At 37.4% G+C, this 20,866-nt stretch carries 16 protein-coding genes and 1 other RNA gene; 15 read left to right on the top strand and 2 right to left on the bottom strand.

Going from position 1 to position 20,866, the window contains the following annotated elements; all coding sequences use genetic code 11:
• The first annotated feature begins 9 nt into the window (after nucleotides 1-9).
• From SK608_RS11810 to SK608_RS08410, 8 genes are all read left to right on the top strand, one after another.
• A complete protein-coding gene (locus SK608_RS11810) occupies nucleotides 10-351 on the top strand; it encodes a glycosyltransferase (protein ID WP_050489932.1) in 342 nt (113 codons plus the stop codon).
• Nucleotides 329-1,369 (top strand): glycosyltransferase, encoded by a 1,041-nt coding sequence (locus SK608_RS08440; protein ID WP_033678194.1) that lies wholly within the window; start codon nucleotides 329-331, stop codon nucleotides 1,367-1,369. The genes SK608_RS11810 and SK608_RS08440 overlap by 23 nt, the downstream gene beginning before the upstream one ends.
• Before the next feature lie 17 nt (nucleotides 1,370-1,386).
• A complete protein-coding gene (locus SK608_RS08435) occupies nucleotides 1,387-2,376 on the top strand; it encodes a Stealth CR1 domain-containing protein (RefSeq protein WP_033678192.1) in 990 nt (329 codons plus the stop codon).
• Nucleotides 2,377-2,419: 43 nt separating this feature from the next.
• Nucleotides 2,420-3,835 carry a flippase gene (locus tag SK608_RS08430; RefSeq protein ID WP_033678190.1) on the top strand — a complete coding sequence of 472 codons (1,416 nt, stop codon included), beginning with the start codon at nucleotides 2,420-2,422 and terminating at the stop codon, nucleotides 3,833-3,835.
• 11 nt (nucleotides 3,836-3,846) lie between these two features.
• A complete protein-coding gene (gene glf / locus SK608_RS08425) occupies nucleotides 3,847-4,947 on the top strand; it encodes a UDP-galactopyranose mutase (protein ID WP_033678188.1) in 1,101 nt (366 codons plus the stop codon).
• A 72-nt stretch (nucleotides 4,948-5,019) separates the two neighbouring features.
• On the top strand, nucleotides 5,020-6,066 hold the full coding sequence (locus SK608_RS08420) for an acyltransferase family protein (RefSeq protein WP_033678186.1): 1,047 nt from the start codon (nucleotides 5,020-5,022) through the stop codon (nucleotides 6,064-6,066).
• A 141-nt stretch (nucleotides 6,067-6,207) separates the two neighbouring features.
• On the top strand, nucleotides 6,208-9,204 hold the full coding sequence (locus SK608_RS10370) for an SEC10/PgrA surface exclusion domain-containing protein (RefSeq protein ID WP_050489931.1): 2,997 nt from the start codon (nucleotides 6,208-6,210) through the stop codon (nucleotides 9,202-9,204).
• Between the two features lie 221 nt (nucleotides 9,205-9,425).
• A complete protein-coding gene (locus SK608_RS08410; RefSeq protein ID WP_033678184.1) occupies nucleotides 9,426-11,408 on the top strand; it encodes a peptide ABC transporter substrate-binding protein in 1,983 nt (660 codons plus the stop codon).
• 204 nt (nucleotides 11,409-11,612) lie between these two features.
• Here SK608_RS08410 and pbp1a read toward each other — a convergent pair whose 3' ends face one another.
• Together pbp1a and recU are read right to left on the bottom strand one after the other, a co-directional pair.
• The gene (gene pbp1a, locus SK608_RS08405; protein WP_033678181.1) at nucleotides 11,613-13,778 is read right to left on the bottom strand and encodes a penicillin-binding protein PBP1A; all 2,166 of its coding nucleotides are present in this window, start codon (nucleotides 13,776-13,778) and stop codon (nucleotides 11,613-11,615) included.
• Nucleotides 13,775-14,371: a Holliday junction resolvase RecU gene (recU, locus tag SK608_RS08400; protein WP_033678179.1), complete on the bottom strand. Its 597-nt coding sequence runs from the start codon at nucleotides 14,369-14,371 to the stop codon at nucleotides 13,775-13,777. Before recU ends, pbp1a begins: the two co-directional genes overlap by 4 nt.
• Before the next feature lie 66 nt (nucleotides 14,372-14,437).
• Here recU and SK608_RS08395 point away from each other — a divergent pair, with 66 nt between their 5' ends.
• The 7 genes from SK608_RS08395 to SK608_RS08365 all read left to right on the top strand — a co-directional run bounded on the left by SK608_RS08395 (nucleotide 14,438) and on the right by SK608_RS08365 (nucleotide 20,624).
• Nucleotides 14,438-14,965 (top strand): SLOG family protein, encoded by a 528-nt coding sequence (locus SK608_RS08395; protein ID WP_033678177.1) that lies wholly within the window; start codon nucleotides 14,438-14,440, stop codon nucleotides 14,963-14,965.
• Between the two features lie 69 nt (nucleotides 14,966-15,034).
• Nucleotides 15,035-15,364: a cell division regulator GpsB gene (gpsB, locus tag SK608_RS08390; RefSeq protein ID WP_023945225.1), complete on the top strand. Its 330-nt coding sequence runs from the start codon at nucleotides 15,035-15,037 to the stop codon at nucleotides 15,362-15,364.
• 20 nt (nucleotides 15,365-15,384) lie between these two features.
• Nucleotides 15,385-15,765, top strand: an RNA gene (gene rnpB / locus SK608_RS10865) — RNase P RNA component class B.
• A gap of 84 nt (nucleotides 15,766-15,849) precedes the next feature.
• Nucleotides 15,850-17,007, top strand: coding sequence for a THUMP domain-containing class I SAM-dependent RNA methyltransferase (locus tag SK608_RS08380; protein ID WP_033678173.1), 1,158 nt, complete (start codon nucleotides 15,850-15,852; stop codon nucleotides 17,005-17,007).
• 12 nt (nucleotides 17,008-17,019) lie between these two features.
• A complete protein-coding gene (gene mapZ, locus SK608_RS08375) occupies nucleotides 17,020-18,423 on the top strand; it encodes a cell division site-positioning protein MapZ (protein ID WP_033678171.1) in 1,404 nt (467 codons plus the stop codon).
• Nucleotides 18,424-18,498: 75 nt separating this feature from the next.
• A complete protein-coding gene (gene gndA / locus SK608_RS08370; RefSeq protein ID WP_000158778.1) occupies nucleotides 18,499-19,923 on the top strand; it encodes an NADP-dependent phosphogluconate dehydrogenase in 1,425 nt (474 codons plus the stop codon).
• Nucleotides 19,924-19,934: 11 nt separating this feature from the next.
• On the top strand, nucleotides 19,935-20,624 hold the full coding sequence (locus SK608_RS08365) for a response regulator transcription factor (protein ID WP_000518034.1): 690 nt from the start codon (nucleotides 19,935-19,937) through the stop codon (nucleotides 20,622-20,624).
• The last annotated feature ends 242 nt before the right edge of the window (nucleotides 20,625-20,866 follow it).

Genomic DNA, 20,866 nt, shown 5'->3' with positions numbered 1-20,866 from the left:
CAGAATGATATGAAGAAATGGTTAAGTTCTCTAGATTTATTCGTTCTGCCTTCAATATTTGAGGGATTACCTCTATCTGCTGTCGAAGCTCAAGCAAATGGACTACCTATTTTGGTAAGTGATGCAGTTACGAAAGAATTGAAAATATTAGATTCCATTCGTTACTTATCTCTAAACGATTCTATTGATGTTTGGGCAAAAAATATTCTTGAGTTAGTAGAAATACCTAGATCAAGTGAACTTGAAATAAAAGAAATGTTTAAGCTAAAAGGATTTGAAATTGAAACTCAAGCATTGACTTTACAGAATATACTGTTGGGAGAACCGAATGAAAAAATATCAGATTGTTGAATCGTATGGGACACACATGCATGCAGGGAGTAAAGCGACCAACGATTGTGTCAATATTTTGGAAGAATTAGACTTCGAAAAAATAGAAATTGTACGCCACAAGCCTGATGATAAATCCTCCGTATCGAAAATAATCAGACAACTTTCTTTTTATAAACAGTGGAATAAGGTTTTACATAAATTGTCTGAAGGAGATGTTTTGTTGTTACAACATCCCTATCGCAGAAATCATTTTGGTAGAACATCAAGTCTTCTGAAACTGAAGAAAAAACAAGTAAAAATAATTTCATTGGTTCATGATGTGGAGTTGATTAGAGGAATTTATGATGATCCATTCTACCAGAAAGAATTTGATGAAATGCTATCTTTTGCTGATTCAATTATTGTTCATAATGAAAAAATGAAAGATTGGTTTGTGGAATATGGCGTAGATGAAAAGAGACTAGTTGTTTTAGAAATATTTGATTATTTGAATGATAAGGACGTGTCTTCATCTATTGAATATTCAAAATCAGTGACAATAGCAGGGAATCTTTCTCCTGATAAAAGTCCTTATTTGTATCAGTTAGATAAAGTTCCTGACATTCAATTTCAATTGATGGGAATTGGTTTTCAACCGGTAACAGAGATTTCTAATGTTTCCTATTTAGGTGCCTTTGCTCCAGAAGATGTTCCTAACCATTTAAATAGTGGATTCGGATTAGTATGGGATGGAGAAAGTCTAGATACTTGCGATGGGGTAACAGGAAATTATTTAAGATATAATAATCCCCACAAGTTGTCTCTTTATCTTTCTTCAGGTCTACCCGTTATTGTTTGGAAAGATTCAGCTGAGGCGAACTTTGTAGAGAAGAATGGAGTAGGCTTGGCAGTTAATAGTCTGTTTGAATTATCTGAAATGCTGGGTGAAATTAGTCAGGATGAATATCTGCAAATGGCAACAAATGCTAAAAATATTATGAAAAATCTTAAAGAAGGTTATTATCTAAAGACCGCAGTGAATAAGATAATTAAATAGACTCTTTGGAGAAGTATATGAATAATAAAATAGATCTTGTAATTACTTGGGTTGATGGTACAGATCCTGATTGGTTACAAGAAAAGAGGTTATATGAATCTGATGTTGAATGGTCAGAATCAAACAATGCCAATCGATACAGACCGTCAGAAAATTTTAAGTATTGGTTCCGTGCGGTAGAACGCTATGCAGTTTGGATTAACCGTATTTTCTTTATAACGTATGGTCATGTTCCAGAATGGTTAAATACAAAGAATCCAAAATTAAAAATTGTAAAACATACCGATTATATACCTCAGGAATACCTTCCAACTTATAACTCTAATGTAATTGAGTTGAATTTACATAGAATTGAAGAGTTAAGTGAGCATTTTATTCTTTTAAATGATGATATGTATTTTGCTGCACCGACTACAGCAGATGATTTCTTTAAAGAAAATCTTCCAAAGGATTTTGGGATTTACTTACCAATAACTCCTAGAGAAAGTTTTAATCATATTGAACTAAACAATACTATTCTGATGAATAAACATTTTAAGAAAAAAAGAAAACCTTTCTCGGAATGGCATAAATTTTATAGTTTGAAATTAGGGAAGTACCTAGTTGGGAATATTTTTAGTATTTTTTATTCAGGTATTTTAGGATATAAAAATTATCATATTGGTTTGTCGCATTTAAAATCAACTTTTGATTTAATCTGGGAAAAAGAATCGAAATTATTGGAAGAAGTTAGCTCTCATAGATTTAGACAGTTATCAGATATTAGTCACTATGTTATGTCTCATTGGAATGTAGAGTCTGGTAAGTTTATGCCCCAATCTATTCATTTTGGAAAGTATTTTGATATTTGGGAAGTTGAAGAAATTCAAGGTGCTATTCAAAATGAGAAATATAAGATTATTTGTATCAACGATACGGATGAAGATGGAAAATTCTCTGAATACGATCAAAAAATCCATCAAGCATTTCAGTCTAAATTCCCAGAAAAATCAAGTTTTGAATTGTAAATTTACAGACGGATAATAAAAATATGTTTAGAAGTAAAAAATAATGAAAGTTCTAAAAAATTACGCCTATAATCTCTCTTATCAATTATTAATCATCATTTTACCGATTATTACGACACCTTATGTCACTAGGGTCTTCAGTTCCGATGATTTGGGAACCTATAGTTATTTTAACTCAATTGTTACCTATTTTCTTATGCTAGCCACTCTGGGAGTAAACAATTATGGTACTAAGGCGATTTCGGGTAGTAGGAAAGATACTAGAAAGAATTTTTGGGGAATTTATACACTGCAACTAGGAGCGACTTTGTTCTCTTCTGCACTTTATATCCTTCTCTGTCTTACTTTACCGGCTATGCAAAATCCTGTAGCTTATATTTTAGGTCTAAGTTTAATTTCAAAAGGTTTAGATATTTCTTGGTTATTTCAAGGTTTAGAGGATTTTCGAAAAATTACAATCAGAAATATCACAGTTAGGTTAGTTGGTGTTATTTCTATATTTTCTTTCATAAAAATACCTGAAAATCTCTATTTATATATATCGCTGATTACGATTTTTGAATTGTTAGGGCAATTAAGTATGTGGTTACCAGCAAGAGAGTTTATTGGGAAACCGCACTTTGATTGGAAATATGCTAGACAGCATTTGAAACCGGTAATCTTATTATTCTTACCTCAGATTGCGATATCGCTCTATATCACATTAGATAGTACAATGCTTGGAGTGCTAGCATCCAAAAGGGATGTTGGTATTTACGACCAATCACTGAAATTAGTAAAGATTCTACTAACATTGGTAACTTCATTAGGAAGTGTCATGTTGCCCCGAGTTTCAAATCTTTTATCTTCAGGAGATCATAAAGCAGTTAACAAAATGCATGAGATGTCATTTCTGATTTATAATTTGGTAATTTTCCCTATTATGGCAGGAATGCTAATTGTAAATGATGACTTTGTTACCTTTTTCCTCGGGCAAGATTTTCAAGAGGCACGTTATGCGATAGCAATTATGATTTTTAGAATGTTCTTTATTGGTTGGACTAATATTATGGGGATTCAAATTTTGATACCTCATAATAAAAATAAAGAATTTATGCTGTCAACAACAATTCCTGCTATTGTTAGTGTGGGCTTAAATCTTCTCTTGCTTCCAAAGCTGGGTTATATAGGTGCAGCAATTGTATCTGTTTTAACAGAGGTACTAGTATGGCTGATACAGTTATTCTATACTCGTTCTTATTTGAGAGAGGTGCCCATTATAGGTTCATTGATCAAAATTATAATCTCATCTGGAGTTATGTATGGTATCCTACTATTTATAAAACAATTCCTAAATGTATCACCAATGATTAATGTGGGGCTATATGCTGTGCTAGGAGCAATAATTTATGCCGGCTTGATTTTAATCTTGAAGGTCATAAATCCAAATGAGTTAAAACAACAACTATTAAAAAAATAAAGGAGTGTATTATGTACGATTATCTAATCGTTGGCGCTGGTCTATCTGGAGCAATTTTTGCTTATGAAGCAACCAAGCGTGGAAAAAAAGTAAAAGTTATTGATAAACGTGACCACATTGGTGGAAATATCTACTGTGAGAATGTTGAAGGAGTCAATGTTCATAAATATGGTGCTCATATCTTCCATACTTCTAACAAGAAAGTCTGGGATTATGTTAATCAATTTGCTGAATTTAACAACTATATCAACTCGCCTGTAGCTAATTACAAGGGGAGCCTTTATAATCTACCTTTCAATATGAATACTTTCTATGCTATGTGGGGGACAAAAACTCCTCAAGAAGTGAAAAATAAGATTGCTGAGCAAACGGCTCATATGAAGGACGTTGAACCTAAAAACTTGGAAGAGCAAGCTATTAAGTTGATCGGTCCAGATATTTATGAAAAGTTGATTAAGGGATATACTGAAAAGCAATGGGGACGTTCTGCGACTGACCTTCCACCGTTTATCATCAAACGTCTACCAGTTCGTTTGACTTTTGATAATAACTACTTCAATGACCGTTACCAAGGCATTCCAATCGGTGGCTATAATGTTATTATCGAAAATATGCTGAAGGATGTGGAAGTAGAACTTGGAGTTGACTTTTTTGCCAATCGTCAAGAATTAGAAGCTTCTGCTGAAAAAGTTGTCTTTACAGGGATGATTGACCAATACTTCGATTACAAACATGGTGAATTAGAATACCGTAGCCTTCGTTTTGAGCATGAAGTTCTTGATGAAGAGAACTATCAAGGAAATGCAGTTGTAAACTATACAGAACGAGAAATTCCTTATACTCGCATTATTGAGCATAAACACTTTGAGTACGGTACACAAGATAAAACGGTCATTACTCGTGAATACCCAGCTGATTGGAAACGTGGAGATGAACCCTATTATCCAATCAATGATGAGAGAAACAATGCCATGTTTGCTAAATATCAAGAAGAAGCAGCACAGAATGATAAGGTCATTTTCTGCGGGCGTCTGGCTGATTATAAATACTACGACATGCATGTGGTCATTGAACGTGCTCTAAATGTTGTAGAGGAAGAATTAGGAAACTAAAGATTTGATGTTAAAATGGGGGAATACTTCTTTTCCTCATTTTATTCATCTTAACAGGAGATATCAAAAGAAATGAATAGTTTTAGTAAACAAAAGCCTGCCCGAATCGAGTGGATTGATTTTGGGAAAGGATTAACAGTTTTAATGGTTGTTTTTGGTCATGTTGTTTTAGGACTATTTGAATCCAAAAGATTTGAAGATAACAATCAATGGTTATTATTTGTGACTCAGATTTTTTATCTGTTTCATATTCCAGTATTCTATGCTTTGTCAGGTTTTTTCTTTAAACCAGTAGACAATTTAAAGACTTTTGCAACATTTGTAAAACAAAAAACAATTATTTTAGGAATTCCTTATTTGTTTTATTCTATCATACAGTTTGGACTTCAAAAATTAGGCGGAGCAACAGTAAGGAATGCAGCTTCTTTTTGGGATTTGTTAAATATTTATCAGACGCCTCTTGGAGTATCTTGGTATCTCTATGTTCTTTGGTGGATTTACCTGGTTGTTGCCTTCCTTTCTATTTGGATCAAATCCTATCATCAGTTATTTATCATTAGTGTAGTAGCCTATCTTCTTTCTATATTTGCACCAACTAATATCTATATTGTTCAGAAAATTTTTCTATGGACTTTCTTCTTTTTGTTAGGATCATGGATCAGACACTCAGGTGTTGGAACTTTTTTAACAAATAGATGGAAGTCGATTAGTTGTGTGACACTAGTTGTCATTACAGTATTTTTAATATATTGGCAATTATCTGCACCTACTTTTTATATTTCATATGATAGACCGGGACTAAATGGGTTTATCTTCCCAGTTTCTGTAATTTTAGCTATGGCTTCCTATCCTATTTTAAGTGATAAATTGAGTCGTTTTGCTGATTATTTCAGAAAGATAGGAAAAGATAGTTTGGTAATTTATCTTCTGCATGCGCCAATAGTTTCTGTAACTAGAATTGCTTTATTGAAACTAGGTGTTAGCAATATCTTTATCCATATAGTGATGGGTCTCCTTCTAGGATGGTTTGGTTCAATCGTAATACTTTATCTCTCTAAGAAAATACCTTATGGAGATTTCGTATTTTATCCAATGAAGTATCTAAGAAAAGTAAAATAGTAAATGAAATCGAGGATAGATATCTTCGATTTTTTGATATATAAAATCTAATAAAAAACGAACTAAAAACTTGAAAAAAAGCTAAAAAAATGATATAATCAGCTTCAAATACGTATAAAACATTTAGGAGATTTAAACCAGATGGATAAAAAAATAAAAACAGCCTTGGTAGCAACTGCAGCAGCCTTTACTGCATTTTCAGTTCACCAAGTAAGGGCAGATGAGGCAAGTGATAAAACTAGCAAAAAGGAAACTACAGAGGTAGAAACACCTAAGACAGTTTCGGATCAACAAATCGCAGATGCTGAGAAAAAAGTTTTAGACACTAAAGAAGCAATTAAACAAAAAGAAGCTAATCTAACGCAGGCAGAAACAGATGCTGAAGTAGCGTCAGAAAAGGAAAAAGCAGCAGCTGAAAAGGCAAAGGAAGCTACACCGGAAGCTATCCAAAAAGCTAAAGACGACGCAACTAAAGCTGCGGCAGCTGTTAAAACTGCTGAAGCTGATGTAAAAACTAAAAAAGGTGCTCAAGACGCTCTTGCGAAAGATGTAGCAACAAAACAAGCTGATGCTGATAAAGCAACTGCTGCTATCGATGTTGCTGCTAAAAAAGTACAAGACTTAGAAAATGGTACTCCATCTCTAACTGCAGCTGAAAAAGCAAAAGCTGATGCTGCAAAAGCTAAAACTGACGCTGAACAAGCAAAAGATGATGCTGCAAAAGCAAGAGATGATGCTGCAAAAGCTGATGCAGCTGCTACTGCAAATGTGACTGCTAAAGAAAACGACTTAAACGCTAAAAAACAAACTTTAGCAGATAAAGAAAAAGCACTTAAAGATCTTGGTGAAAAACCACAAGCATACGATTTCTCTGATGTTAAATTTAATTTAGGTGCTAACTTTGCAGCTGCATTAAACGAGCGTGCTAAATTGATGGGAGAAAACGATCCAAACAACACTGGTGATGGACGCGCCAATGAACTTAGCACAAGAAATCAAGCTGAAGTAAATGCTAATGCTGAAAAATTAAAACAATTAGCAGAAACTAACATGGCTAAAAATACATACACTAATACAACTGACAAACGTGAAGTTGATATTTGGAACTTAACAGCTGATCAAAAGAGAGAAATCAACCTATTTGGCCTTCACATTGTTAACCAAATCCGTGAACAACTAGGAAACCCTAAAGTTAAAACAACTGTAGGTATGGAAAAATTTGCAAACGAAGCTGCTGATACACGTAACAAAAAATACGGAAAAGTGACTGAAACTTATGCTAAACCTGATTACGATGGAATTAACGCTGCAGCAAAAGCAAATGGTTTATCATACAAAACTGGTGACAACCAAAACCAAAGTGATATAATTTTTGCTAATGCTAAAACTTTCCAAAAAACTGAAGAAAGTGAAGTATTTAAATCTGAACAAAATCTAAATACTCTAATGCAAAATAGCCCACGTAAACCTACTATGACAATGGGACAATTAAAACAGTATATTTTCGAAGCATACAACAGTAAAATGTTCACTAACAACGAAGACTATACCGGGGCAAATTCTCACCGTGCATGGGAAAATGCTTTATCTATTGGTGGAAGCATTGCATACCGTAAAGATGGAGAAGGAAACAAATTAGGACGTAAAGCTTCTGAATACAATGCTACAAGCGTTACTGCATCTGTTAAATTTAATCCAAAACCATATGTAAATAAATGGGGAGACTACAGATACTTTACTAACCTTGAAATCTTTGTCCACAACTTCCAAACAGCTGGAGAAAATAAAGAACCAGGACAAGATACAAACAGTATCGTAACTGATCCTTCTAAATTCGATGCAACTGAAATCAAAAATGATCCAACAGCCGCAAAAGAATATAGTGTTAAAAAACAAGCTGCTGAAAAAGCTATTAAAGATGCAAGCGAAGCTGTCAAAACAGCTCAAAGCAACTTAGATGCTGCTAAGAAGTATACAAAACAATTACCAGCTGCTGCAAAAGCTCTTGCTGACGCAACTAGCAAACTTACAACCGCTGAAGAAGCTCTTCAAAAAGCTGAAACTAACTTAAACAACTTACGTCAAGGTCTTACTAATAAAACTGACGAACTTAATAAAGCTAAAGATGCACTACAAACAGCTAAAAAAGCAGCTGGTAAAGCTAAAACTGATCTTACTGCTGCTAAAGGTAAATTAGCTCAAGCTGAGAAGGATGTTAAAGACTCTGAAGCGAACGTTAAAACGAAAGAGGCTGAAAAAGCTAAATCTGAAGAATTAGTATCTTCTCTAGAAAACGCTAAAGAAAATTATGCTAAAGCTAAGGCTGATAAAGCAGCTGCAGATGCTAAAGTTACAGAACTTCACAAATGTTTAACAGATAAACAAACTGAACTTGTTACATTAGAAGAAGAATATAAAGATCTTCTAAAACGACGTATCTCTAATTTGATTAATGAAAATCCTGAAAAACCTGAATTAACATTCACTGAAGAAGTTAAAGAAGAAGAAATCAAATTCAACGTTGTAGAGGAGCTTGATCCATCTCTTAAAGAAGGAGAACGTGTTGTTAAAACTAAAGGTGTAGTTGGTCGTAAGAAGATCAAAGCTACAATCTTTAAAGATAAAGCTAATGGAAATGAAGTTAGTCGTGTAGTTGATAGTGAAGAAGTATTAACTAAAGCTGTTGATGAGGTTGTTTTAGTAGGTACTAAGAAAGAAGTCTCACCGATTCTTCCAGAGCAACTTCCTCCACGTAAAGAAGATAAAAAACCTGAAGTTAACAAACCTGAAGTTAACAAACCTGAAGTTAATAAGCCTGAAGTTAATAACCCTGAAGTTAATAACCCTGAAGTTAAGCCTGATAGAGAGAAAGCTCTTCCACGTGAAGAAGTGAAGGATGAAAAACAAGATTCTAAACCAGCTATTTCAGATGATGCCAAGAAAGTTGCTGAACAAGCAATTTCAAATTCTCAAGTATCATATATGGCACCAAAAGCAACTCAATCAGTTGTATATGTAGAGAATGCTAAAAAACTTCCTACAACAGGTATGAAAGATTCAAAAGCATCAATCGTACTTGCGATTATTGCAGCAACTACTTCTTTGGGATTAGTGGCAAGAAAAAAGGAAGAAAAATAATTTATTAAAGCAATCATCTTACGTGATGATAAAAGAAATGAAATGGAGAAAATCTAATTGATTTTCTCCATTTTGCTTTCCTAGAGTAAAAGTAGAGTTATATTTTAGAAGAAAAGAGACTGAATTGTAAGAATATATAGTATAAATCAAAAAATTCAGAAAATTCTATTGACAGGACGTTAAAAAGGGTCTATAATGAATAAAAAACAAAGGAGAATACTATGAAAACAAGGAAAGTATTGGCCCTTGCGGGAATAACTTTATTAGCAACTGGTGTTTTAGCTGCTTGCTCTGGCTCAGGGTCTAGTGCAAAAGGTGAGAAAACTTTTTCTTATGTTTACGAAACAGATCCAGATAACCTGAACTACTTGACAACTGGTAAGGCAGCAACTACTGACATTACTAGTAATGTGATTGATGGATTGCTTGAAAATGACCGCTATGGTAACTTTGTGCCATCTATAGCTGAGGATTGGTCTGTATCTAAGGACGGCTTGACTTACACTTATACAATCCGTAAAGATGCCAAGTGGTACACATCTGAAGGAGAAGAGTATGCGCCTGTGAAAGCTCAAGACTTTGTAACAGGACTTAAGTATGCGACAGATAAGAAATCAGAAGCCCTTTACTTGGTACAGGATTCAATTAAAGGTTTGGACGCCTATGCTAAAGGGGAAAATAAAGATTTCTCTCAAGTTGGGATTAAAGCTCTTGACGATCAAACAGTCCAATACACTTTGAACAAACCTGAAAGTTTTTGGAATTCTAAAACAACAATGGGTGTCTTAGCACCAGTTAATGAAGAGTTTTTAAACTCTAAGGGAGATGATTTTGGGAAAGCAACAGATCCAAGCAGTATCCTTTATAATGGTCCTTATTTGTTAAAATCTCTTGTGGCTAAATCTTCCGTTGAATTTGCGAAAAATCCTAACTACTGGGATAAGGACAATGTTCACATTGATAAGGTAAAACTTTCATTCTGGGATGGTCAAGATACAGGAAAACTTGCAGAAAACTTCAAAGATGGAAGCTTTACAATGGCTCGTCTCTTCCCGACAAGCGCAAGTTATCCTGAACTTGAAAAAGAGTTTAAAGACAACATCGTTTATACACCACAAGATTCTACTACTTATTTAGTAGGTACTAATATTGATCGCCAGTCTTATAAGTACACTTCTAAGACAACGGATGAAGAAAAAACATCAACCAAGAAAGCTCTTCTAAACAAAGATTTCCGTCAAGCCCTTGCCTTTGGTTTTGATAGAAAAGCCTATGCTTCTCAAGTGAATGGTGCGAATGGGGCAACTAAACTGCTTCGTAACTTGTTTGTTCCTCCTACATTTGTACAGGCAGATGGAAAGAACTTTGGCGAAATGGTCAAAGACAAATTGGTGACTTATGGTGACGAATGGAGCAACGTGAACTTGGATGATGCTCAGGATGGACTCTACAATCCTGAAAAAGCGAAAGCAGAGTTTGCTAAAGCCAAGACAGCTCTCCAAGCGGAAGGTGTTCGATTCCCAATCCACTTGGATATGCCAGTTGACCAAACCAATACAACAAAAGTTCAACGTGTCCAATCTTTTAAACAATCACTTGAAGAAACATTAGGAACTGACAATGTCGTCATTGATATCCAACAACTTCAAAAAGATGAAGTTCTCAATGTTACCTACTTTGCTGAAACGGCTGCAGGACAAGATTGGGATGTCTCAGATAACGTTGGATGGGGACCAGACTACATTGACCCATCTACCTACCTTGATATTCTCAAACCATCTGTAGGGGAAAGTACAAAGACTTATCTAGGATTTGATGCTGGTACAAATAATGCAGCAGCTAAACAAGTTGGTTTGGAAGACTACGAAAAAATGGTTGTTGAAGCTGGTGCAGAAGTGAAAGACATTTCAAAACGTTATGAAAAATATGCAGCTGCCCAAGCTTGGTTGACAGATAGTGCTTTGATCATCCCAACAACTTCTAAAACTGGTCGTCCAATGTTGTCTAAGATGGTACCATTTACACTTCCGTTTGCATACTCTGGTAACAAGGGTACGACCGAAGCCACTTTGTATAAATACCTTGATGTACAAGATAAACCAGTGAGAGTTGATGAGTATCAAAAAGCTCAAGAAAAATGGATGAAAGAAAAAGAAGAATCCAATAAAAAAGCGCAAGAAGAACTTGCAAAACATGTTAAATAAAGGTAAGGGAGTTGGTTTGTAGCCGACTCTTTTATACTCTTCGAAAATCTCTTCAAACCACATCAGCTTCCATCTGCAACCTCAAAACACTGTTTTGAGCAACCTGCGGCTAGTTTCCTAGTTTGCTCTTTGATTTTCGTTGAGTATTAGCTATCTTGTAGTAAAAAAATCCTGAGAATTTCTAACTCTCAGGATTTTTCGTATTTACTGTTGTGGTTGTTGAAATTGAGGGGCCTGTGGTTGTTGTTGGATTTGTTGGCCAGGCTGTCCCTGATTAGGATTCGTTGGTGTAGGATTATTTGCTGGTTGACCAGGAGTAGGTGTTACTTGAGTGCTTGAACTTTCAGATGTTGTAGAGGGACTCTCTACTTCTGATTGTGTTTGCTGTGTGTCAGGAGTATTTAATGTATTTCTGGCTCCATTTTGGAATACGAACTGGCCACTTCGGTATAGTCCTTCAGGCATTGTCCAATCTCCAGGATGGTTATTTTGAGCAAGGTAGCTCATCATAGCGCGATAGACTCTAGCAGCAACTGTGAGACCGTCGCCTAGAATAGGAGTGAGACGGTTGCTATAACCTGTCCAAACGGCCATTGAATACTTACGAGTATAACCGACAAACAGTTCATCCGGAGCTACAAGTTGATTCGACTTGATATGATTTTCAATTTCTTCATCTGTATAGTTAGAAGTCCCTGTTTTCCCTGCTTGAGGAATTCCAGGCAGATAGGCGTTGTAACCTGTTCCAGATGTCAAGACTGTTTTCATCATTTCTGTCATCATGTAGGCAGTAGACTCTTTCATAGCTCTTGTACCAGCGTCAGAAAATTCTTTTTCACTACCGTCACTAAAGACGATTTTATTGATGTACATTGGTTTGTGGTAAATACCGCCATTTGCGAATGCAGCGTAGGCTGCAGCCATTTTTTCACTGCTTGCTCCGTATTGTTTACTAGATTCAGTTGTATTACTTGAAATAGCATTTGAATAGTGTATTACAGGATAGTCGATTCCTAAACCATTTAGGAAGTTTTTAGCTCTGTCTAAACCAACCTTGTTTAGTGTTTCAACGGCAGGTACGTTACGAGATTGTTGAAGGGCATATTGCAGAGTAATATTACCAAAATATGCTCGATCCCAGTTGTAGACAGGGGTACTTGTACCAGGATAGTTATAAGGAATATCGTGGACAGTAGTTGCAGTTGAATCATATACACCGTATTCTAAGGCTGGGGCATAATCAGTGATTGGTTTCATGGTTGATCCCCAGTCACGGTTGGTTTCCACAGCTTGGTTGGTACCAAATGAAACGTTACTTGCTTGGTGACGTGCTCCAAGTTGAGCGATGACTTTACCATTGGAAGTATCAACGATAGTTGAGGCTACTTGAAGGTCATTATCTGGATAAGAGACATACTCATCTGTATTGTAAATATCCCAAAGTCGTTGTTGAATTCCCTTGTCTACATTTGTGTAGACTTCCATCCCAGTAGTAAGAAGATTATATCCAGTTTCGTGCTCTACTTGTTCAATAACCTCTTTTAGATAGTTATCCATATATGCTGGATAAGTAGCAGCCGATTTAAGACTTTGTAAACCATCAGTGATAGGTGTGTTGACGGCTTTTTCATATTGCTCAGCACTAATGTAATCTTGCCCTCTCATTTCTGAAAGAACTAAATTACGACGGTCTAGTGCTGCTTCCGGATGAGAGTAAGGATCATATTGGTTGGGGGCCTGAGGCATACCTGCTAACAAAGCTAATTGTGGTAAAGATAGATCCTTTAGATCTTTTCCATAGTAATTTTGGGCTGCTGTCTGCATTCCATAATTACCATTTGACATATAGACCTTATTGATGTAGTAGGTAAGAATTTCCTGTTTGGTAGCCTTTTGTTCCAATTGGATAGCTAGCCAAGCCTCTTGTGCTTTTCGGGAGATGTTTTGATCCGAAGTTGATGTTGAGAAATAGGTCAACTTAATCAACTGCTGGGTAAGGGTTGATCCTCCCTGGAGGGAGTTGTTTTGTAAGTTACGTAAAAAAGCTCCTATAATTCGGATGGTATCGACACCGCGATGATCGAAAAAACGATGGTCTTCAATCGATACGATAGCCTTAACTAAATCAGTAGGAATTTCGTTGGTCTGAGCGTTTACTCGGCGTTCAGAGCCCAGATCGGCAATCAGTTCGTTTTTACTATCGAAAATCTTACTAGACGTGGTTGCGACTAATTTGCTCTCAGATAGGGCTGGGGCTTTGCTGACGTAATAGAGAAATATGCCTCCTCCCAGCATAACTGCTGTGATAAATAAAGTTAAGAAGCAGATACTCACATACTTAGCTATTCGCAGGATAGTTTGTTTGTTCATCTTGTTTTACCACCTAATAAATGTTCTTTGATAACATTGAGATAGGGAATTTGAGGGAAGGCACCAGCCTTGATTTCATATCCATATTCTCGAATATATCCAAGTGGCATTGATTTTTGTCCCTTATCTTGATGATAGAAGCGAATCAAATCGAATGCCGGCAATAAGTAGGTTTCTTGCTGAGAAGAAAAGTGAAGAAGGACAAAGCAGATTCCTTGTTGGGCAAGGACTTGTTCCATATGCTGAATCTGATGTGGATGGAAATTTTTCATCGGAATCGCACGTTTTTGTTTTGTTTCCTTGGCTTCAAAGTCGATGTAATATCCCTTATAAACGCCAGAATAGTCTGTCGTTGAAGCTTGTCGAAAATAGGCTTCAACAATCTTGGCACGACTTCGTTGTGGATAGTCCACACGTACGATTTGAATAGGAGTAGGTTTCTTGTGTATAACAGCCAAGCCCTGAGACAAATAGTAGTCGTTGGTAGCATTGATCATCTTTTCAAAAGACATTCCTCGATTTGCGAAATTTTTGGGTTGAGAAAGAGATGATTGTCTTTTTTGTGATGAAATTTTATGAGGATAGTTGACCATAATTCTCCTTATTGGTACAATAACATCACTCTATTATATCATAAATTTGCACAGAAAGGGTTAAAAATGACTACAGCTTTGGTTTTAGGCTATTCTGCTTTTGATTTGGGTTTATTTTCAGACAAGGATCCTCGTCTGAAATTGATTAAAAAAGCGATACGTAAAGATTTAGAAGCTATGGCAGCAGATGGAGTGTCTTGGCTTGTATTTACAGGAACTTTAGGCTTTGAATATTGGGTTTTAGAGGTTGCTCAGGAAATGAAGACCGAATATGGTTTCCAGTTGGCCACCATTTTTGCTTTTGAAACCCATGGGGAAAATTGGAATGAAGGCAATCAGATGAAACTGAGTCGTTTTAAGCAAGTAGACTTTGTCAAATATGCCTATCCTCGCTATGAACACAAGGGGCAGTTAAGAGACTACCAGCAGTTTTTACTAGAAAACACGAACAGTTCCTATCTTTTTTATGATGAAGAAAATGAAACGAAACTAGCTTATTTTTACCAAAAGATGAAAAATCAAGAGGACTATTTTATAAAGAGATTAACATTTGATCAATTAAATGAACTTGCTGAAAATTTTTCCGAAAATTGAAGCTTTGACCTTGATTTTTGTTTGGCTTTTTTTATATAATAATACTAGCAAGCGAGAATGGAGAGAGACATGGCAAGTATTATTTTTTCAGCGAAAGATATTTTTGAACAAGAGTTTGGGCGTGAAGTCCGTGGCTATAGTAAAGTAGAAGTTGATGAGTTTTTAGACGATGTTATTAAGGACTATGAAACGTATGCTGCCTTGGTCAAGTCACTTCGTCAGGAAATTGCGGATTTGAAGGAAGAACTGGCTCGTAAACCGAAACCTTCACCAGTTCAAGCAGAGCCCCTTGAAGCGGCAACTACAAGTTCTATGACGAATTTTGATATTTTGAAACGCCTAAATCGATTGGAAAAAGAAGTTTTTGGTAAACAAATTTTAGATAACTCAGATTTCTAAGTAGTTATTTGAGATGTGCAATTTTTGGATAATCGCGTGAGGAGAGTTGCTTCTCATGAGGAAAGTCCATGCTAGCACAGGCTGTGATGCCTGTAGTGTTTGTGCTAGGCGAAACCATAAGCCTAGGGACGAGAAATCGTTACGGCAGTTGAAATGGCTAAGTCCTTGGATAGGCCAGAGTAGGCTTGAAAGTGCCACAGTGACGGAGTCTTTCTGGAAACGGAGAGAGTGGAACGCGGTAAACCCCTCAAGCTAGCAACCCAAATTTTGGTCGGGGCATGGAGTACGCGGAAACGAACGTAGTATTCTGACTGCTATCAGCTAGAGCTGTTAGTGGTAGACAGATGATTATCGAAGGAAGTGGTCCTAGTCACTTCTGGAACAAAACATGGCTTATAGAAAATTGCATATAGGTTGGGGCTGAGAAATTTTCTCAACCTCATTTTTTAAAGTGGACATATAGAAAGGTCTTGCAAGACTGTAACATGAAAAAAGAATTTAATTTAATTGCAACTGTGGCAGCAGGTCTTGAAGCTGTTGTGGGACGAGAAGTGCGAGAGCTGGGCTACGATTGTCAGGTTGAAAATGGACGTGTTCGTTTTCAAGGAGACGTGAGAGCTATTATTGAAACCAACCTCTGGCTTCGGGCAGCAGATCGTATCAAGATCATCGTAGGAACTTTCCCAGCTAAGACTTTTGAAGAGCTGTTTCAGGGAGTTTTTGCTTTAGATTGGGAAAATTATTTACCACTCGGAGCTCGGTTCCCGATTTCCAAGGCCAAATGTGTTAAATCTAAACTTCACAACGAGCCAAGTGTACAGGCTATTTCTAAGAAAGCTGTTGTCAAGAAATTGCAGAAACACTATGCTCGACCAGAAGGTGTTCCTCTGATGGAGAATGGCCCAGAGTTTAAGATTGAGGTCTCTATTCTCAAAGATGTGGCAACTGTCATGATTGATACGACCGGGTCTAGCCTCTTTAAACGTGGTTATCGTACCGAAAAAGGGGGAGCCCCTATCAAGGAAAACATGGCGGCAGCTATTTTACAACTTTCTAACTGGTATCCAGATAAGCCTTTGATTGATCCGACCTGTGGTTCGGGGACTTTCTGTATCGAGGCAGTTATGATTGCTAGAAAGATGGCTCCAGGACTTCGTCGCTCTTTTGCTTTTGAAGAATGGAACTGGATTAGCGATCGCTTGATTCAGGAAGTGCGTACAGAAGCGGCTAAAAAAGTAGACCGTGAGCTGGAACTGGATATCATGGGCTGTGATATTGATGCACGTATGGTGGAAATTGCTAAGGCCAATGCCCAGGCAGCTGGTGTTGCAGGAGACATTACTTTTAAGCAGATGCGCGTGCAGGATTTACGTTCTGATAAAATCAATGGCGTGATTATCTCCAATCCGCCTTATGGAGAACGTTTATCAGATGATGCAGGAGTTACCAAGCTCTATGCTGAGATGGGGCAAGTATTTGCACCGCTGAAAACGTGGAGTAAGTTTATCCTAACTAGTGATGAAGCCTTTGAGACCAAGTACGGTAGTCAGGCGGATAAGAAACGTAAGTTATACAACGGAACCTTGAAAGTGGATCTGTATCAATATTTTGGTCAGCGTGTTAAACGCCAAGAGGTAAAATAGAAAGGGATACTCATGAGTAAGAAAAGACGGAATCGTCATAAAAAAGAAGGCCAAGAACCGCGATTTGATTTTGATGAAGCAAAAGAGCTAACAGTTGGTCAAGCTATTCGTAAAAATGAAGAAGTGGAAGCAGGGGTCTTGCCTGAAGATTCCATTTTGGACAAGTATGTTAAGCAACACAAAGATGAAATCGAAGCAGATAAGTTTGCGACTCGTCAATACAAAAAAGAGGAGTTAGTCGAAAAAGAAGAAGCTGTTACCTCTACTCTTGATGACTTACTTCAAGAGATTCGTGAGGAGACAGAAGTTGAGTCCTCAGTAGCAGAAGATGACTTGAATCAGTTCGATGATTTAGAATTCATACGCGATTCAGAAGTTCCCCCTGTCGAAGAGTTTGAGACTGAAGAAGTACAATTGTTTGAAGGAGAAGAGGTTCCAATACTTTCTCGAGTTACGGATAGTGAAGATGGAGAAAGTAAGAAGAAATGGTTGATTTACGGGATCCTAGCAGCGCTAGCGGTTCTTATCCTTGGAACTGCTTATTATGTTTACCGTCAAGTGAATCGCTCAACACAGGAAATCCAAACTTCTCAATCAGCGTCCAGTGAGCAGAATATTCAGCCGATTTTAGAAGATTTCAATAGCCAATACGATGCCTTTTATACAGATAGTAATAAAACGGCTTTGAAAAATAGCCAGTTTGATAAACTGAGTCAACTGAAGACTTTGCTTGATAAGCTGGAAGGTAGTCGCGAACATGCACTTGCTAAATCTAAATATGATAGTCTAGCAACGCAAATCAAGGCCATTCAAGATGTCAATGCACAATTTGAAAAACCAGCTATTGTTGATGGTGTTTTGGACACTAACGCTAAAGCTAAATCGGATGCTAAATTTACGGATATTAAAACTGGAAATACTGAGATTGATAAAGTGCTAGATAAGGCTATCAGCCTTGGTAAGAGTCAGCAAACAAGCGCTTCTAGCTCAAGTTCAAGTCAAACTAGCAGTTCAAACTCTAGTCAAGCAAGTTCAAATACGACTAGTGAGACAAAACCAAGTAGTTCAAATGAGACTAGAAGTAGTCGAAGTGAAGTCAATATGGGTCTCTCGAGTGCAGGGGTTGCTGTTCAAAGAAGTGCTAGTCGTGTTGCCTACAATCAATCTGCTATTGATGATAGTAACAACTCTGCCTGGGATTTCGCAGATGGTGTCTTGGAACAAATTTTAGCGACTTCACGTTCACGTGGTTATATCACTGGTAACCAATACATCCTTGAACGTGTCAATATCGTTAATGGCAATGGTTATTACAACCTCTATAAGCCAGATGGAACCTATCTCTTTACCCTTAACTGTAAGACAGGATACTTTGTTGGAAATGGTTCTGGACATGCGGATGACTTGGACTTCTAAGTAGCCGTTACAAAATTCTTTCTTTTCAAAAGTAAAAATGATAAAATAAAACAAATTAAACAAGAGGAGTGTCAAATGACAAAAGCTAACTTTGGTGTCGTAGGTATGGCTGTAATGGGTCGTAACCTTGCCCTTAATATTGAATCTCGTGGTTACACAGTTGCTATCTACAACCGTAGTAAAGAAAAAACTGAAGATGTAATTGCTTGCCATCCTGAAAAGAACTTTGTACCAAGCTATGACGTTGAAAGTTTTGTAAACTCAATCGAAAAACCTCGTCGTATCATGCTCATGGTTCAAGCTGGACCTGGTACAGATGCTACTATCCAAGCCCTTCTTCCACACCTTGACAAGGGTGATATCTTGATCGACGGAGGAAACACTTTCTACAAAGATACAATCCGTCGTAATGAAGAATTGGCAAACTCAGGTATCAACTTTATCGGTACTGGGGTTTCTGGTGGTGAAAAAGGAGCTCTTGAAGGTCCTTCTATCATGCCTGGTGGACAAAAAGAAGCCTATGAATTGGTTGCGGATGTTCTCGAAGAAATCTCAGCTAAAGCACCAGAAGATGGTAAACCATGTGTGACTTACATCGGTCCTGATGGAGCTGGTCACTATGTAAAAATGGTTCACAACGGTATCGAGTATGGGGATATGCAATTAATCGCAGAGAGCTATGACTTGATGCAACACTTGCTTGGCCTTTCTGCAGAAGACATGGCTGAAATCTTTACTGAGTGGAACAAGGGCGAATTAGACAGCTACTTGATCGAAATCACAGCTGATATCTTGAGCCGTAAAGACGACGAAGGTCAAGATGGACCAATCGTAGACTACATCCTTGATGCTGCAGGTAACAAGGGAACTGGTAAATGGACTAGTCAATCATCACTTGACCTTGGTGTGCCATTGTCACTCATCACTGAGTCAGTATTTGCTCGTTACATTTCAACTTACAAAGAAGAACGTGTGCATGCTAGCAAGGTTCTTCCAAAACCAGCTGCCTTCAAATTTGAAGGAGACAAGGCTGAGTTGATTGAAAAGATCCGTCAAGCCCTTTACTTCTCAAAAATCATTTCATACGCACAAGGTTTTGCTCAATTGCGTGTAGCTTCTAAAGAAAACAACTGGAACTTGCCATTTGCAGACATCGCATCTATCTGGCGTGATGGCTGTATCATCCGTTCTCGTTTCTTGCAAAAGATTACAGATGCTTACAATCGTGATGCAGACCTTGCGAACCTTCTTTTGGATGAGTACTTCTTGGATGTTACTGCTAAGTACCAACAAGCAGTGCGTGATATCGTAGCTCTTGCTGTTCAAGCTGGTGTACCAGTACCAACATTCTCAGCAGCTATTACTTATTTTGATAGCTACCGTTCAGCTGACCTTCCAGCTAACTTGATCCAAGCGCAACGTGACTACTTTGGTGCCCACACTTACCAACGTAAAGACAAAGAAGGAACATTCCACTACTCTTGGTATGACGAAAAATAAGTAGGTCTGCCATGGGGAAACGGATTTTATTACTTGAGAAAGAACGAAATCTAGCTCATTTTTTAAGTTTGGAACTCCAAAAAGAGCAATACCGAGTTGATCAGGTTGAGGAGGGGCAAAAAGCCCTCTCCACGGCTCTTCAGACAGACTATGACTTGATTTTATTGAATGCTCGTCTGGGGGATATGACAGCACAGGATTTTGCAGAGAAGCTGAGTCGGACTAAGCCAGCTTCAGTGATAATGGTCTTGGACCATCGCGAAGAATTGCAAGATCAGATTGAGACAATCCAACGCTTTGCCGTTTCTTACATCTATAAGCCAGTTATTATTGAGAATCTGGTAGCTCGTATTTCAGCGATTTTCCGAGGTCGGGACTTTATAGACCAACACTGTAGTCAGATGAAGGTTCCAACGTCTTACCGCAATCTGCGTATGGATGTAGAACATCATACCGTTTATCGTGGCGAGGAGATGATTGCTCTGACTCGTCGTGAGTATGACCTTTTGGCTACTCTGATGGGAAGCAAGAAAGTTCTGACTCGTGAGCAGTTGTTGGAAAGTGTCTGGAAGTATGAAAGTGCGACCGAAACCAATATCGTGGATGTCTATATCCGTTATCTACGTAGCAAGCTTGATGTAAAAGGTCAAAAAAGCTACATTAAAACCGTGCGTGGTGTTGGTTACACCATGCAAGAATAGAAAAGCAGTTGCAGTTTTTGTAACTGCTGCTTGAGCTCTATACTATCTGTAGTGGGAATTCCTGAACTCCAGATAGTATGGGGCTTTTTTTGAAGAGGCAAAAATGCAGGTCCCTAGACGGCTTGTAATGCTTCAAAGAGATGGTCAGAGAGAATGATTTCTTATTGACCATAGTTTATACTCAATGAAAATGAAAGAGCAAACTAGGAAGCTAGCTGCAGGTTGCTCAAAACACTAGTTTT

The organism is Streptococcus mitis subsp. hohhotensis (genome assembly GCF_000722775.1).
In the GTDB taxonomy this organism is placed as follows: domain Bacteria; phylum Bacillota; class Bacilli; order Lactobacillales; family Streptococcaceae; genus Streptococcus; species Streptococcus carlssonii.
This window is presented reverse-complemented; position numbering and strand designations above follow the sequence as displayed.